The sequence below is a fragment of the Acinetobacter sp. 1294596 genome (assembly GCF_000582925.1).
Classification (GTDB): domain Bacteria; phylum Pseudomonadota; class Gammaproteobacteria; order Pseudomonadales; family Moraxellaceae; genus Acinetobacter; species Acinetobacter radioresistens.
Genome location: NZ_JFCC01000026.1, coordinates 26,842 through 41,492, shown reverse-complemented (window position 1 = coordinate 41,492; position 14,651 = coordinate 26,842). Strand labels below are relative to the sequence as shown.

At 40.2% G+C, this 14,651-nt stretch carries 23 protein-coding genes and 1 tRNA gene; 10 read left to right on the top strand and 14 right to left on the bottom strand.

Annotated features, from left to right (window positions below):
* The 12 genes from J502_RS10265 to J502_RS10205 form a co-directional block, all read right to left on the bottom strand.
* Positions 1 to 1,160 (bottom strand): IS3 family transposase gene (locus J502_RS10265; RefSeq protein ID WP_155757376.1). Its coding sequence is split into 2 segments (ribosomal slippage): positions 1 to 926 and positions 926 to 1,160, totalling 1,161 coding nucleotides; the frame shifts between segments, so codons are not numbered across the junction.
* Between the two features lie 341 nt (positions 1,161 to 1,501).
* Positions 1,502 to 1,837 carry an I78 family peptidase inhibitor gene (locus J502_RS10255; RefSeq protein ID WP_005404434.1) on the bottom strand — a complete coding sequence of 112 codons (336 nt, stop codon included), beginning with the start codon at positions 1,835 to 1,837 and terminating at the stop codon, positions 1,502 to 1,504.
* Between the two features lie 27 nt (positions 1,838 to 1,864).
* Positions 1,865 to 2,320 (bottom strand): hypothetical protein, encoded by a 456-nt coding sequence (locus J502_RS10250; RefSeq protein ID WP_005019479.1) that lies wholly within the window; start codon positions 2,318 to 2,320, stop codon positions 1,865 to 1,867.
* A 23-nt stretch (positions 2,321 to 2,343) separates the two neighbouring features.
* Positions 2,344 to 2,610 carry a hypothetical protein gene (locus J502_RS10245; protein ID WP_005019476.1) on the bottom strand — a complete coding sequence of 89 codons (267 nt, stop codon included), beginning with the start codon at positions 2,608 to 2,610 and terminating at the stop codon, positions 2,344 to 2,346.
* A gap of 193 nt (positions 2,611 to 2,803) precedes the next feature.
* Positions 2,804 to 3,073: a hypothetical protein gene (locus tag J502_RS10240; RefSeq protein ID WP_005019475.1), complete on the bottom strand. Its 270-nt coding sequence runs from the start codon at positions 3,071 to 3,073 to the stop codon at positions 2,804 to 2,806.
* A 669-nt stretch (positions 3,074 to 3,742) separates the two neighbouring features.
* Positions 3,743 to 4,219, bottom strand: a complete 477-nt coding sequence (locus J502_RS10235; protein ID WP_034683988.1) for a hypothetical protein — start codon at positions 4,217 to 4,219, stop codon at positions 3,743 to 3,745.
* The gene (locus J502_RS10230) at positions 4,219 to 4,629 is read right to left on the bottom strand and encodes a DUF559 domain-containing protein (RefSeq protein WP_034683986.1); all 411 of its coding nucleotides are present in this window, start codon (positions 4,627 to 4,629) and stop codon (positions 4,219 to 4,221) included. The genes J502_RS10235 and J502_RS10230 overlap by 1 nt, the downstream gene beginning before the upstream one ends.
* Positions 4,629 to 5,582, bottom strand: a complete 954-nt coding sequence (locus tag J502_RS10225) for a helix-turn-helix domain-containing protein (protein WP_034683984.1) — start codon at positions 5,580 to 5,582, stop codon at positions 4,629 to 4,631. Before J502_RS10225 ends, J502_RS10230 begins: the two co-directional genes overlap by 1 nt.
* Positions 5,579 to 5,899 (bottom strand): hypothetical protein, encoded by a 321-nt coding sequence (locus J502_RS10220; RefSeq protein ID WP_034683983.1) that lies wholly within the window; start codon positions 5,897 to 5,899, stop codon positions 5,579 to 5,581. Before J502_RS10220 ends, J502_RS10225 begins: the two co-directional genes overlap by 4 nt.
* On the bottom strand, positions 5,896 to 6,174 hold the full coding sequence (locus J502_RS10215; RefSeq protein WP_005019466.1) for a hypothetical protein: 279 nt from the start codon (positions 6,172 to 6,174) through the stop codon (positions 5,896 to 5,898). Before J502_RS10215 ends, J502_RS10220 begins: the two co-directional genes overlap by 4 nt.
* A 158-nt stretch (positions 6,175 to 6,332) precedes the next feature.
* A complete protein-coding gene (locus J502_RS10210; RefSeq protein ID WP_005019465.1) occupies positions 6,333 to 6,821 on the bottom strand; it encodes a phage regulatory CII family protein in 489 nt (162 codons plus the stop codon).
* A 58-nt stretch (positions 6,822 to 6,879) separates the two neighbouring features.
* Positions 6,880 to 7,128 carry a hypothetical protein gene (locus tag J502_RS10205; RefSeq protein WP_005019464.1) on the bottom strand — a complete coding sequence of 83 codons (249 nt, stop codon included), beginning with the start codon at positions 7,126 to 7,128 and terminating at the stop codon, positions 6,880 to 6,882.
* 116 nt (positions 7,129 to 7,244) lie between these two features.
* Between J502_RS10205 and J502_RS10200 the strand changes: the two genes are divergently transcribed.
* The 10 genes from J502_RS10200 to J502_RS10160 all read left to right on the top strand — a co-directional run bounded on the left by J502_RS10200 (position 7,245) and on the right by J502_RS10160 (position 13,093).
* Positions 7,245 to 7,943 (top strand): LexA family protein, encoded by a 699-nt coding sequence (locus J502_RS10200; RefSeq protein WP_005019463.1) that lies wholly within the window; start codon positions 7,245 to 7,247, stop codon positions 7,941 to 7,943.
* 47 nt (positions 7,944 to 7,990) lie between these two features.
* Complete coding sequence (locus J502_RS10195; RefSeq protein WP_005019462.1) at positions 7,991 to 8,281, top strand: hypothetical protein; 291 nt, start codon at positions 7,991 to 7,993, stop codon at positions 8,279 to 8,281.
* Positions 8,282 to 8,448: 167 nt separating this feature from the next.
* Positions 8,449 to 8,676, top strand: a complete 228-nt coding sequence (locus J502_RS10190; RefSeq protein ID WP_034683981.1) for a hypothetical protein — start codon at positions 8,449 to 8,451, stop codon at positions 8,674 to 8,676.
* A gap of 15 nt (positions 8,677 to 8,691) precedes the next feature.
* On the top strand, positions 8,692 to 9,054 hold the full coding sequence (locus tag J502_RS10185; protein WP_005019461.1) for a BstA C-terminal domain-containing protein: 363 nt from the start codon (positions 8,692 to 8,694) through the stop codon (positions 9,052 to 9,054).
* 255 nt (positions 9,055 to 9,309) lie between these two features.
* On the top strand, positions 9,310 to 9,666 hold the full coding sequence (locus J502_RS10180) for a hypothetical protein (protein ID WP_005019460.1): 357 nt from the start codon (positions 9,310 to 9,312) through the stop codon (positions 9,664 to 9,666).
* 221 nt (positions 9,667 to 9,887) lie between these two features.
* A complete protein-coding gene (locus tag J502_RS10175; protein ID WP_034683979.1) occupies positions 9,888 to 10,145 on the top strand; it encodes a hypothetical protein in 258 nt (85 codons plus the stop codon).
* Entirely contained in the window at positions 10,145 to 10,963 is an 819-nt protein-coding gene (locus tag J502_RS10170) for a RecB family exonuclease (protein WP_005019458.1), read from the top strand. The genes J502_RS10175 and J502_RS10170 overlap by 1 nt, the downstream gene beginning before the upstream one ends.
* Positions 10,964 to 10,983: 20 nt before the next feature.
* On the top strand, positions 10,984 to 12,597 hold the full coding sequence (locus J502_RS10165) for a recombinase RecT (protein WP_034683977.1): 1,614 nt from the start codon (positions 10,984 to 10,986) through the stop codon (positions 12,595 to 12,597).
* A 57-nt stretch (positions 12,598 to 12,654) separates the two neighbouring features.
* Positions 12,655 to 12,798 carry a hypothetical protein gene (locus J502_RS16975; protein WP_005404974.1) on the top strand — a complete coding sequence of 48 codons (144 nt, stop codon included), beginning with the start codon at positions 12,655 to 12,657 and terminating at the stop codon, positions 12,796 to 12,798.
* 28 nt (positions 12,799 to 12,826) lie between these two features.
* Entirely contained in the window at positions 12,827 to 13,093 is a 267-nt protein-coding gene (locus J502_RS10160) for a helix-turn-helix transcriptional regulator (RefSeq protein ID WP_249301559.1), read from the top strand.
* Here the strand turns inward: J502_RS10160 and J502_RS10155 are convergent.
* Together J502_RS10155 and J502_RS10150 are read right to left on the bottom strand one after the other, a co-directional pair.
* Positions 13,088 to 14,368: a tyrosine-type recombinase/integrase gene (locus J502_RS10155; RefSeq protein WP_034683973.1), complete on the bottom strand. Its 1,281-nt coding sequence runs from the start codon at positions 14,366 to 14,368 to the stop codon at positions 13,088 to 13,090. The genes J502_RS10160 and J502_RS10155 overlap by 6 nt on opposite strands.
* 167 nt (positions 14,369 to 14,535) lie before the next feature.
* Positions 14,536 to 14,612 (bottom strand) — tRNA-Arg (locus J502_RS10150).
* Between the last annotated feature and the right edge of the window lie 39 nt (positions 14,613 to 14,651).

Genomic DNA, 14,651 nt, shown 5'->3' with positions numbered 1-14,651 from the left:
CTAGACAGTATCGTGGACAACCAGCCCCTCTAAACTTTTAATATATTTCTGTTCAAAGGCTTCTGGACTTAACCAGCCGTTTGCAGAATGTCTTCTGACCCGATTGTAATAAATTTCAATATAGTCAAACAAGACAGCATTCGCTTCTTTTCGAGTCGAAAACACACTGCCATGTACCACATGACCTTTTAATGTATGAAAGAAGCTTTCAGTCACTGCATTATCCCAACAGTTTCCACGTCTAGACATACTCTGAGTACAATCATTTGTCAGTAACAGCGCTCTAAAATCACGACTACAGTACTGTGAACCTTGGTCTGAATGAACCATAACACCAGTTGGATAACCCTGACGAGCCATTGCATAGTTAAACGTATCACACACCAACTGGCGGTCTATTCGATGGCTGGTTTGCCACCCCACGATACGACGGCTAAATAAATCTAGCATCACACATAAATACAACCAACCTTCTTTAGTGCGGATATAGGTAATGTCTGTTGTCCAGATCTTATTGGGTTGATTGACCGTAAATTGACGATCCAACAAGTTAGGCGCTGTAGGCAAACGATGGTTTGAATCAGTCGTATGCTTGTATTTACGTGCAATCCTGCTACGTAAACCAAGTTTTTTTAGCATCCTTCCAATAGTACGTTCGCTAATGTTGTAACCTAAATCATGCATGTCATGTACTAATGAAGGTGCACCCAATCGTGCATGATGCTGCCAATATACGGCTTTTAAGTCATTATATTTCTGTGCCGTATTGGCTTTACGTTTTCGCCAGGCATAATAGCCTGAAGTGCTGACACCTAGGTATTTACAGGCAGAAGATACGGTGACTTCATTCATATCTAGATCTTGAATTACCGTGTACTTTTCTTGGCATGATCTGTTAGAAAGTACACATGCGCTTTTTTTAAGATGTCATTGGCTTCCCTGAGCTGTTTGACTTCTTTCTCTAATTCTAAGATCCGCTGTTGTTCTGGTGAAAGTTGACGTTTGCTTGAACCCACTGGATTGGCTTCATGAATCCATTTGTCTAAAGTTGAATAACCCACACCTAATTTCTGGGCGATTGCAGCTATAGGTTCGTGGGAGTTTGAAAGTGCATAATCAATCGCTTGCTGTTTAAATTCGGGACTAAAACGTTTAGCCATTTCTTGAATCTCCAAAGATTAAAGTTACGTTATCTTTAGAGGGACGTGCTGTCCATTATTTTGGCTAGGATCAGTGTTTAGTTTGTGATGTAAGGTCCCTAAAGATAAAATTTTCATTTAACCAAGTCAGCTTTGTTGACAATGCAATAGATAACGCAATTGAGTTAAACCAAAGAATGATTTAAGACTCAAAGAAGATATATCCCCGAAATTTAAGCGCAATATTAGTTCAAACAATTAGTTAAAGATACTAGTGATAAAGACTGATTTGTAATCAATGCAAATAGAACTCATTTTAATCAAGATCAATACAGATAAACAGTAATTCGCCCCCTTTCTTTCTAACCACATGAAGCGTCAATGATCTTGTAGGTATTTGAAGCCTTAATAACTGTAATCCGGTTTGGTCGATAATCTTCTGTAACAGCCTCACCTACTCTTGCATAGCGAAGTATCTCTGAATTGGTCATCTTTTTGATTTCCCGATCACTTAAATCAGTTCTCCCTACAAGCTCTTTGGCCCGAAGTGGCAAACACTCATGGAGTGTATCTTCTGCTTGTTTATCTGTTTTTTGTTCAGATACGTGATCAATATCTGACTGATAATTTGAACATGCACAGAGAACCGTCAGTAAAAATCCTGAAGCAATAAATTTTTTCATATTTTGGAACTTCACGGTGGGTACTTAGTAAATAGTGAATCATCAATCTGCTTTTAGCTGTTGTGTTCTCTTATGCACTTTTTTATAAAAGTTATCAGATCTAGCTTTTACTGAAGAGTTCTTTCTTTTAAAGTAGTTCACAATATCTTGATAGCCTTCCTCTTTTTCATCCGCTAGAGGAAAGGTTTTTTCTTTTTGTGTAAATATAGTTTCAATCAGGTTTACATACCAATTAATAAAACTTTGGGTAAGCTCCCGATCAGGTATTACACTGAAATCTATCCGTGCTTCTATACCCCATCTTTCTATAGGTTTTAACGTTTTTAAATAGCTTCGAGTAAGAGGAATCTTAATTTCTTTACTTTTAGTTTTAAATTTCAATTCGGTGAGTAAAAGATTTAAGTCCTTTAAACCATTAGTACTAAACCCGTATTCTCTATATACCTTCACATAGGTTTCTTGAGCAAGGCGCTGATAATTTTTGATAATAGTTTTCAATGTCTAATCCATTTGCATTGATTTTAGATACCATACACATCTACTGGTACATTTAACCAGATATTTAAGATTAATTCTTTATAATCGGCCGGTTCTGCGCCTTCCAGCAAGTAAAAAGATTTAATGGTACCATCCTTATTGATTTGAACTCTTTTATACAGCAGGGTCTCTTTATCCTGCGCCGTAAACTCTTCAATAAATTTGAGGATCTCTTCCGAGCCTAAATGCGATGGCTCTACCACCTGGCCGTTATACACACCACCGATGTAATAGGTTGACCGAGCTGACATAAGAACCTCTCTTAGACTTTATTGATTAGAAGCAAGTCTTGATAAAAAATATTCGTTTATTTTTTTAAAAAAAACTTATTTCTAATTTAGCCCACTTAAAATTGCTTAAAGTATCTTTTGTAATACCCATATGTTAAGTTTTTTTAAAAATAGAAAAGCCCATCAAATGATGGGCTTTAACAATGATCAAACGTTAGGTATTAATTTGAATATTTACCCAATTAACGAACTTATTCTTGTCCGTATAATTTGGCATTTCTCCTAAATTGATTATCTCTTTAGTACCAAATTTACCTATAACAAAATTAGGCACCTGAACTCTGAATTCTTCAGGAGTCTCTTCATGTAAGGTTCGAAAATACTCTACGGCTTTCGCGAATCCACTCTCATTCTTAAAACCAGGACGCTCTTGCAAGAAATCATAGACCTGTTCTAGAGCTGGTAAGTAATTGTTTCTAGGCATTCTTTTTCTCTAAAATTGCAGCTTTTCAAATGGAGGTTTATTTTGGATTAATTAAAAGAAAAAATACTTAATAATTATTTAAGATTTGTGTAAAGGATTTTCTATTTTTCTCTTAAGAAACAAGGAATTTATCTAATAAGTTTTTTTCAGTCTATATTCCACCGTTATCCGCTAACAGAGAATAATAAAAATTGGTAAATGTGATATATAAAGTTTAAGTCATTGTCGATTAAAATTTTAAAAACTTATAAGAAAAGCCCGCAAATGCGAGCTTTATTTAGTAGCGATTAAATACAAATTCGCCAAGTTATCACAAATATGCCATAACCTGTGTACACAATCAACTGTTTTCTAAATTAATAAAAAAGCCTGCTTACGGTCTTTTAAGCAGGCTAAAGATAGACATTATATTTTTTGTTTATTGTTATAATTTAAATTATGCTCATTCAAACAAAGTTAATATTTAACAGTAGCTTTCTTTAAAATGCACATAAAGAATACGTAAAATTTTAACCGAAAACCATTTCTTTAATTTCTAAAATTTTCTCAAACTTACCATACCTTTATCAAGTCTCCAAAAGTAAAAAAGCCCGCAAATGCGAGCATTTTCAAAATCGGTTCATGTAATGCGATCTATTACTTCTTGGTTTTCGTATTTTGAATAAATATTCATTTTCGAAGTAAATTAGATTTCAAGTTCGGATACCGACCTTCAATAAATGCCAAAGCACATTTCATATCTTGGCGAATTTGGATAGTAGAGGTATCAAACAAGGTAGCAACTTCCCTCAGTCTTCTATTTTCAATATAAACCTCCCCTATCACCCCCATCCACTCTTGTAACGGTTCACTCTCAATCTGCCGTATATCTAAAATAATCCGTTGAAATGCTCTTGCCTCATTGTCGGTTATTTGACAGGTCACTCCACGGCGTACAACTGGTTCTCTAAAACTTTCATCATTCATATATTTTGCAATGAGCTGCTCACGTTGTTTCTGGTTCAACTTACGCGTGGGCAATGATTTGTAGACCAGACGCTTGACTTCAGTATTGCCATTCATCCAGGCACCAAATTGACGGAACCAGTCCTCAGTACTAAAACGTGTCCAATCCGTTGTTTGCATAATTGTTACTGCTGCATTCATCACTTAAAGCCCCCTAATAACCTTTCAATCTGCCGAACCGCCAAACCACTTTTCACTTGCTCTGTACTAAACCGTAATACCTGATAACCCAGCACTGTGGCCGCGTTGTATTTTTCCATATCGTGAATAAACCCTTTGCCCCGTGTGTGCCTGCCACCTGTCCAGATCCCGCCCTCAATCTCGACTAAAATCTTTGTTCCCGTCATATGAAAATCAGCTTTCCATTGCCGTTTTGGGTGAAATTTATATTCCTGTTCAAAACTGATTCTGAGTGCTTTAAGATCGCTGGCCAGCTTTGCCTCTCCCTCACTTACAACCTTCTCCCCTTTCACCTTGCTCTGCCGCTTGGCTTTGGCACGTTTTTTAGTGCCATAGAGCTTGTGGTATTCAGCCAGAGACATACTGGTCATTACGCGCCTACTGCCAGTGAACCATTGAATCCCACCTGTTTCAGGTAAGGCTCCCATTTCTTTGCCTGTACCGGATCAGCCAGTTTCACGGCGATGCGTGCGGCCAGTTTTTCGTATGACTCACCCGGTTCGCTAAAACGCCCTGAGAATTCGGGATGCTGTGAGAGCTTCTGGGCGAAGGTGTGGATCTGTTTTTCAGAAAGCCGATTCGACTGACTTCCCGTGCCTGCCGGTTTAACAGATGCAGCTTGCTGCGGATTTGAATACTTGGTTCGGTAGGCGTTAATCAGCCAGTCAGCAAAGTGATAGATCATCAGATCACAGCTCATGTTCTTGCCCACGTTGTAGGTTTCAAAGGCCCGCTTTTCCCGCTCAGACCACTTCGAGTTCATGAGGGTGTCAAAATTGATGCTGTCATCGGCCAGAAAAATTTCTTCACGAAGTTTTTTAAAGCAAAGCCAGTCTTTTTTATTTTTAGATTCTTCTGAAAGATTCATTGGGAGATTCTGTGTCCCGTTAACGGCACTATTCAAAGTCCCGTTATTGGCACTATTCAATATGCCGTTAACGGAATGATTCCGTTTTTGGGACTGTTCCGTTTCCGGTACTATTTCAGATAAATTTTTTTCCTGTAATGGTGCCGTTTTTGGCATGGTTTCGCGTCCATTGACTCCATTTAACCGGTAGACTTTTACCCGTCTGGTGCTGCCCTTGCGCTCACCGGTATCGACAATCAGCCGGTCTTCTAGCAGCTCGGCAATAATCTTGAGTACAGTCTTGCGTTCAAGTCCGGTGTCTTTTTCAAGACGCTGCATGCTAGGGTAACAGCAATGGTCTTCACCGGCACGGTCTGCCAGCGAGAGCAGGATGAGCCGTTTCAGCGGTATGCGACTACCACCTTTCTTCTCGGTCAGTCCGACTCTCCAGGCCCAGTTGGTTGCATCTAAGCTCATGGCTTCACCTTTTCCTCAGGGTGGCCAGCCGCATCAGCAGGCTGGATATATCCACCGAAATATTTAACTTTGCCGGCACTCATCAGACTGCTTTCGATCTGGGCCGACAGGTACATCGTGATTCTGAAACGGCGGGACATCTGCGCCTTGAACTCGTCCCGGGCCAGTGCAGCATTGGCCTCGTTATAGCCGCGTTTACGCAGGTTGGCTTTGTTGCGCTCGATCAGCTCGTTTAATATGCGTAGCGCCGGCTCGTAGAAGGACTGCATCTGCTGGAGCTGCTTATATTCAGGCAGTGCATCAAACTGATGGTTCATGGAGCCTCCGTAACAAACAGTGCTACCGGTTCAGCCAAGCGGCATTTGGCTTTGAGTTCAGCGAGTGTGGCCGGGCGTATATCCTGCTCATGCACAATCTGCTCACCTTCCAGCCGGTAGTAATGGCTGCTCTGTTGGGCTTTGACGGTTTGTAGCCCTTCCATCGCAATGCGGCTTGCAAACACCACTACGTCACCTGTAATGAAAATTCCTTTTTGTTCTATAAAAACGTATTTGCTATCAACAACTTGTTCTGCTACATTTAATTGATTCATTTAGACTTCCTAACTAAACTGAATTACTACCGCCCTTGCGCTCACTCGGGCGGTTTTTTTGAATTAATAAAAATTAACTTGTATCTAAAAAATTGGTTTGATAACTTTATCTATGTTCATTCCAGCCTGTTTGAACAGAAAAAGCCTGACCTCGAACGTCAGGCTTTTTCACTTTTAAGGTTGGTGGTATATTTCTGCATCTGCTTGAAAGCTGCTTGATCAACAGCAGTGATGAAATCAATCATTCTTTGAGCAATTTCGTGAATCTCCTGATATTCATCAGGTGTCACTACTCCATCTTCATAAGCTTCATATACCTTCTGATTAACCTGGCCGCTACAAATGTTGTGCTGCATCATGGCTTCAAAAATAGAAAGCTCCCGATGCTTATCTCCATCACAGCCCGCCGGAACTAAGGCCAGGTTCAAGCTGTGCGCCCAAACCTGAAGTACTGCCGGGTTTTTGGTGAAGTCTAATAAAGCTTCAAATTTTTTAAGGCTCGGCAAATAGTCCATATTTGGATTGCCGTAATTCAGAACGGTTTTATGAGAGTCACCTAATACTTCAGCAATCTGTTTTGCATCAATACCTGGTGTATGACGAATCATCTTATACAGAGCAGCTTGTGCTTCTTTACTAAATTCCATATGTGAATCCTTGTTTTTATTCACGTTTATTAAAGATATTAAGTTGTTGATAATTGTTTTAAGCGATTAATGCTTGGTTACGGACGTAATTAAAATCTGCCTCTGGACAAAGCAGGTCACAACTAACTGCACCATCACTCTCTTTATCGATTTTGATTGCGAGAGAGGCGCTGCATTTACTGTTGCCATACATGATCTGGTTTAAGTACCCCAGTGAGGTTTGGCAGCGTTTTGCGAAGTCTTTTCGATCATCTAAAGAAAGGTTGGCTAAGAAGGCTTTTAATTCAGTTGTATTGGCAGAAGACATTTCTAGATCTCCCATTAGTAATATTTAGTAAATACTAATTTTTATTACTAAATAAGTCAATATAGATTTAGTGTTTACGAATTTACTTTTTACTAAAAAATAGATGAAATACTGGTATGGATATTGTTTCTTTAAGACGCGCTAATTTACGCCGGGCAATAGATGCCAAAAATAAATCAGAAGGGTTTTCTTCAGATGCTGCTTTCTGTGAGCATTACGATTTGAACCCTAGCCACATATCTCAGCTTGTAAAAGGTCATGGGAGTTTTGGCGAGCGTGCAGCACGTAATCTGGAAAAGAAAGTCGGCTGGGAGTCTGGATTACTAGATCAGGAACCAACCAAAAATATATTCGGTGAAGAGAGCTTTGCTAATGTGCCTCGAGTTAGAGCGCGCATGGCTCCCGTCTTATCTTGGGTACAAGTAGGTAGTTTTACTAACGTGGCCGCTGTCGATATGAGTGAAGTCTCTCAATGGCTGCCATTACCAGAAGATGAGTGCTCAAATTGCTTTTTTCTTCAAGTGCAAGGAATAAGTAATTTTCCTGATTTTATTGAAGGCGACTACATTGTTGTAAACCCTGATGCCTATTATGGAGATATGCAATCAGGAGATATTATTGTGGTGCGTCGTGGTGAAGATGCTACGTTTAAAAAACTGGTTATTGAGACAAACGGCAAAAGATACCTTCAAGCATTGAATCCAGATTTTAAGCCAAATATTATTGAGTTTGATGAAGAGTGCCACTTTGTGGGGCAAGTGGTCGATTGCGTAAGATATGTCTATCACGCAAAACCTAGAGTGAGAAAGAGCTAAGAATTAAGACCGCTATATGCGGCCTATTTAACATAGGATAATAATAAGTGAATAAAAAATATAACCTACCCGAATTGTGCAAGTACAGAGAATTAAGCAGTGGTGAGCAGATGGCTATTCACCAAATACTTATCTCTTACGTACGTGAAAACCATCTCTACAATATTGTTTTACCCAACAATGCCAAGCCTTTTAATCTTGTAAAGTTGGTCAGCATCAATTTCGAAAATGAATCTAGCGCCATCTGGATTAATTTTAAAACCATTACGGGTGAGAGTTTTGCATTACCTATTGATCTTATTTCAAGAATAGAAATATCAGGACAGGAAGAAGTTTAGAGGCCGCTATATGCGGCTTAGATTGGACGTGGGGGTTGTGGGGGGTAAAGTATTTCGCAAGGATATAGCAAAATCTACTTAGGGCTCAAAACTACTCCAACAAAAATCTTTACATTAACGCTTCTAATGGTCATCGTGATTTTCTTGCCATACCCGATGCAGTTTGTATGGCTTTACTTGAATACTATGCTATTGATGCAGATCTACCAAATAAGGAAATAGCGAGAATAAACTATCGAGTATTAGCTATTTCTTCATTCAAAATTTATGTTTATACAAAATGCAACTATGATCCAAACCGAAAAGTTGATGGCTCATGGCAGGCTTTTCATGAAAGATTATTATTAAATGACAATATTCCTATAAACTATTTTTCAATTTTTAAGGAGCTCTAGACTGTAATTCTTAACATGATACGCGGAGGTTGCAAGATAGATGACACTACAGTGCCAGATATCAGTGTTGGGCAAATATGGTCACGATATTGGACTCAAAACAAATTTGATGACAAGTATGGCCCAAGATGTAAATTCCCACATGTTTATCCAGATACCTTTAGACAGTCTTCAGGTGGTGAATATGAGGCTTGGATATATCCAGCTGATGCATTAGGCATCTTCCGAAAATGGTTATATGAAGTTTACTTAATGGATAAGTTTCCTAAATATCTAAATACTAAAGTAACAAGTGGATCGATTATTGCTCCTGATGCAAATAAACTATTAAATGTATTACAAAGACCTGCTCTCACTACATCAGATATTACTAAATAAGAAAGCCGCTACCCGAGTGACTCTTAGATCGGTTGGAAAAATACATGTTTGAGTCATGTGTAATTGATGAATTCTTATCAATTGCCCTTAACTTTACTTTTTTTGTAATACCAATCAATTAAAAAACTCCAAACAACCCACCCCGTGTGGGTTTTCTTTTTTTATGTCATTGATATGTAATATACTATTTAAATGTTATATTATAACAATTAATATAAATACCTCCCTATCATCCTGTATAAGAAGGTCAAGAAAATGAAAAATACGTTATTAGGTGCAGCTTTAATAGGTCTGACAATGACTGGCTGTACTTCAAATCCAAATACTGAAGTTTTGCAAGAAAAAGTTAAAAATGATGTTTCATCTAATGCTCAGATTATTGAGTTTACTGGACCGAATGGTTTGTTAATCTTTCTAAAGTCTTCAGATAACTTTGAAACAGCGGTAATGACCGATAATTCTGGTAAAGTGTATCGTCTTCAACGCGCTGTCTCAGGAAGTGGAGTGCGCTTAGCAAATAATCAAGGCGTATCAATACACTTTAAAGCTGGTGAGGGCATTGTAGAATTCGTAAAAGATCAGCCTATCAGTATTACTGAACATAAAAAATAAGATTTATACTTTAAAGAAACCCACCCCAGCGGTGGGTTTTCTTTTGTCTATTAAAGTATGAAATTCAGCAAATACTAATTTTATACTAAATAAAATTAGTAAATACTATTGACTAATTATTTAGTAAATACTAAATTAAAGCTATTAAGACAACAAAAAGCTCCAGCGTAGCTTGAACTACCTGGAGCCAGACCCACACCTAACCTGTGAGTAAGTGAATTATGAAACAACATCACCCAAAGAGTCAAACCACCCAGATTCTTTTTCAAGAACCAACGGCTGAAGAAATGCAAAGCAAGCCCGGTTCGGTCTTCTCTAACATCTGCGCCATTTTATTCATTGCCAGTTCAGTCTTTGCACTGGTGTGTATGCTGCGTAGCTGTGCAAATGAAGCTGAAACTCAGACAGTCCAAGCCCATGCCTATAACGCGAAGTTCTCTCAAGAGCCTCAACTGGTTCAGGTTGTGGAGGCTCGCTAATGAATGCAGCCGTAAATCCAGAAAAAATTATTCCAATCCGGGCCAGCTCCCTGTCCGACCTGTTTGACTGTCCGGCACGCTGGGAAGCCAAAAATCTTTTAAACAAACGCACTCCAGCCGGTGCACGCACACGCTTAGGTACAGCAGTTCATGAAGCAGTAACCCAGTGGGACTATCTGAACCTGATCGGAGAAGACGTCACCCTGGAAGAATGCGAGGAGATTCTGCATCACCAGATCTGGCAGCCGAATGAAGAAGTGGATTGGTCTGACCTGGACCAGAATGCTGCTGAGGCAATTGGTCATTCATTAATGCAAAAGTACATCACTCATATTGCGCCAACCCAAAAATTTATAGGTGTGGAAGTGCGCTGTGAATCTCTCATCCTTGCTGATCTGGGCATTGAGCTTACAGGCACCATTGACCGCATCTATGAAAATAATGAGGGTGAACTGGGTATTGGTGACCTTAAATCTGGCAAGAATGCTGTGGCTTCAGACGGTACAGTCAAAACCGTAGGCCATACACCACAAATGGGGATTTATACCGTATTGGCCAGTCATGCACTGCAAGAACCGGTGCTGGCCCCTGCCCGTATCTACGGCCTGACTACCGGAAAAACAGATAAAGGTCAGCACGTCGGTATCGGTGAAATCGACTCACCTGCAGAGGTGCTTCTAGGTACTGAAGAAGAACCTGGACTACTGCACCACGCAGCAAAACTCATTAAGCACGGCGTATTTTACGGCAACTCAAAATCAATGATGTGTCACGACAAATACTGCCCTGTTTATCACACCTGCAAATTTCGAAAATAATTTTTATAAGGATTAAAACAATGACTTCTCAAGTAATGACTGCTGAACAGATCCGTACCTCACGTCAGACTGCTGTAGCAGCACCTAGACCCGTTGAAGTCAGTCTGACTTCACTGGAAGGTTTTGAACTGGCACAACGTATTGCCAAAATGCTTGCCGCCTCAACCATGGTACCGGAAGTTTACCGCGATACACTAAAGATCAAAGACGGTAAAGACCAGAATGGAAACTGGCTGTACCGTAGTGAACCTAACCCGAATGGTCTGGCAAACTGTGTGATTGCCCTGAATATGGCAAACCGCATGGGTGCCGATCCGCTGATGATTATGCAGAACCTTTATATTGTCGAGGGTCGTCCAGCCTGGTCATCACAATTCGTGATCGGGGCAATTAATACCTCTGGCAAGTACTCACCGCTGCGCTTTGAAATGGAAGACCGTGGTGAAGTGGAAGTGACCTACACCACCAAGGAATGGAAGTGGAATGAGCGCGCCCGCAAGAGTCTGCCAGAAGAAAAAGTCCATACTGTCAAGCTACGCAATATCACCTGTAAAGCATGGGCCATTGAAACAGCTACAGGTGAGCGCCTTGAATCTGCTGAAATCTCAATGGAAATGGCAGTGAAAGAAGGCTGGTATCAAAAGAACGGTTCTAAATGGCAAACCATGCCTGAACAGATGCTGCGTTATCGTGCTGCATCATTCTTTGGCCGGATCTACGCACCAGAAGTGTTAATGGGTATCCGGACTCAGGAAGAAGAACAGGACGCCATTATTGATGTGACGCCAGAACCAGTACAGCAGACCTCACCGGTGACTACCTCTGACCTTAAGGCTAATGTCGTTAAAGAAGCACCTGTAGAGCAGCAAGCCAAGCAACAGCCAGTTCAGGAAGAAAAGAAACCACGTGCACGTAAACAGCCAAAAGTCATTGAAACTGAAAATGTCCAGAATTCTACAGAGAATGAAGTTGTAGATGCGGAGTTGACTGTGGAAGATCTTAAACGGCTACAGCAAGAAGCAGAGAACTTGATCCAGCAAAATAAAACATCAGAAACTGCTCAGGTCGATGTAAACAAGTCTGCTGAAATTAAAAAGAGCTATATGAAGACACTCACCAGTACCGTTCAGGCCAGCTCTATTAATGGTTTAAAAAGTCAGATCGAGAAGGAAACCAAATTAACTGAGGTCGATAGAAATTACTTATTGGCTTACGTCAAACAGCGTCTTGATGAGGAAGGTGTTTATCAGCAAGGACAGGCACCAGTAGACAAGATCAAGAGCACTTCTACCCGGGCAGGACTGGAACGAATGATTGCAGATACTCAGGATGTGCATCAGCTAGAGACTGAAACAGCTCAGAGTATTAAAAACCATAAGGCCAAAATGACGGTGGAAGATTATAACGAGCTGTTGAGTCTCTACGCACAGCGCAAAGAAGTGCTGTCACAGCAGGATATTTTCGCTGATGCGGTAAGTCTGGTGGATTCCTATATAGCCCATATTGATGCTGCCCAAAATATAGACCGTCTGAATGACATCATGAGTGATCCGGCAATCAATAGCCTTCCAGACGATGATACGGCGCGGATCAATGAGGCTTATGACCGTCGCTATGCAGAGATCAGTGAATAAGGGCCATGCCGCCCTATGGGGTGGCAAATTCCATAATAGATATACGGCGGTATCACTATGAAATACACATACTCATCTATTACCCGCACACTGACTGTCTTTGGCTGCAAGATGGATCATATCTTTACAAATGTAGGCCTGTTTGAAATTGAAGCACTGCTGACTAATGCAAAATTTAAGGAGGCCACATGGAGAAGTTAAATCAAGCTAAGGTAAAGGAGGTGTCATAATGCGAACTGAATCTGAAAATAACTTACTCGAAGCCATTTTTAATGAAATGCAAGAGATTAAAAGGGCTTTTCATGCTGATGAAGATCGTCTTTTAAAAACAAGTGAAGTAGCAAAGATGACTGGAATAACCAGGGCTTCTATTATTAAAATGGTTGAAGATGGGAGCTTTCCCGAGCCGGATTGGGTAAGTAAAAGTGGCTATAAACGCTGGTGGAAGTCCACTATTTATACATTCTTTAATAAGAAACAAGCCCTCGCATCATGAGGGCTTTATTTCCGTAAACTTTTTGTCTCTTGATGCAATAAATTGAGCTTTAAGTTCATCGCAATAATCTGACCATCTTTGCATCATCACACGTCTTTTATCTAAGTGCTTAGTCCGGTTATATGCCCTACCGTGCATGTCACGTACTTGGTGCGCAAGCTGCTGTTCAATAATATCCAGTGGAAATTCCAGAACTTCATCCAATAAGGTACGTGCAATTGCTCTAAAGCCGTGGCCAGTCATATCCTCTTTACCATATCCCATACGGCGCAATGCCATATTAATAGACATGTCAGAAATCGGCCGATGCTTATCAGAGCGTGAAGGAAAAACAAAGTCTGAATTATTCGTAAAATTAAGAGCTTCTTTTAGAATTGCTATAGCCTGTGTAGATAAAGGAACAATATGGTCCAGTCCAGTTTTCGCAGATGTTTTTGACGGAGTATAAGACCAGGTAGCCGTCTCAAAATTAATATCAGACCACTTGGCATTGCGTAGTTCGCCAATGCGGACAAATACTAATGGTGCCAGTTGCAATGCAAGCTTTACGTGGACCAGTTGTGATTCATAATGATCTATATCAAAAAGTAAGCGCGCAAAATCAAATGGATCTGTTAATGCTGAATAGTGATTTTTCTCTCTCTGGGTAATGGTGCCTGCCAGATCTTGAGCAACATCACGCTCACACAGACCCATTTTTACTGCAAAGCGAAAAACCTGAGAGGCTTTAGATCTGATCCGCATTGCAGATTCAATATGCCCCTTGTTCTCATCTTTCTCAATTACTTTGGCTAGATCCCGTGGAGTAATATCTGAAATAGGCATATTGCCAATATCTCGATAAAGTTTTTCAAATATACCGTCATTTCTCTTTACAGTAGCTTCGGCCAGACGTTGTTTACTTTTATATAGCTCAGCAACAGATTTAAAAGTTGCCTGCTGTTTTAATCTTTCTTTTTCCTCAACACCCTGCTTTTCTACCTGAGGATCTTTTCCTTCAGTCAGTAACGCCCTGAACTGATCCCGATATTCACGTGCTTTGGACAGTGACATTGCTGGATAATTTCCGACAGTCATCGTATTTCTTTTTTTGGAAACTGGGCGGGTGTAATCAAAACGCCACATGACAGTACCGTTTTTTCGAATTAGAAGATTCAGACCTGCACCGTCACTTAGCCGAATATCCTTCTGTAACCCATTGGGATTATTACTTTTTATATCACGGAGAAATGCTTTGATTTTGCTATCTGTAAGCGAAATTACTTGTTTTGGCATTTTTTTGCGTTACACCTGTGAGTACAAACTTAGTTGTAACGCATCCTGTAATGCATTAATGCGTTACAACTTTAAAAAGGTTTATACAACTTTATACAGGTTTATTATTAGATGTCTATTATAAACAATAGGTTTATACGACTTTTGACAGGTTTGAACATAGAATTTGGTGCGCTCGGCGGGAATCGAACCCACGACCCCAGGCTTCGGAAACCTGTACTCTATCCAACTGAGCTACGAACGCGCGATGCACATCATAACAAAAAAATGAGCAAGGTAAAGT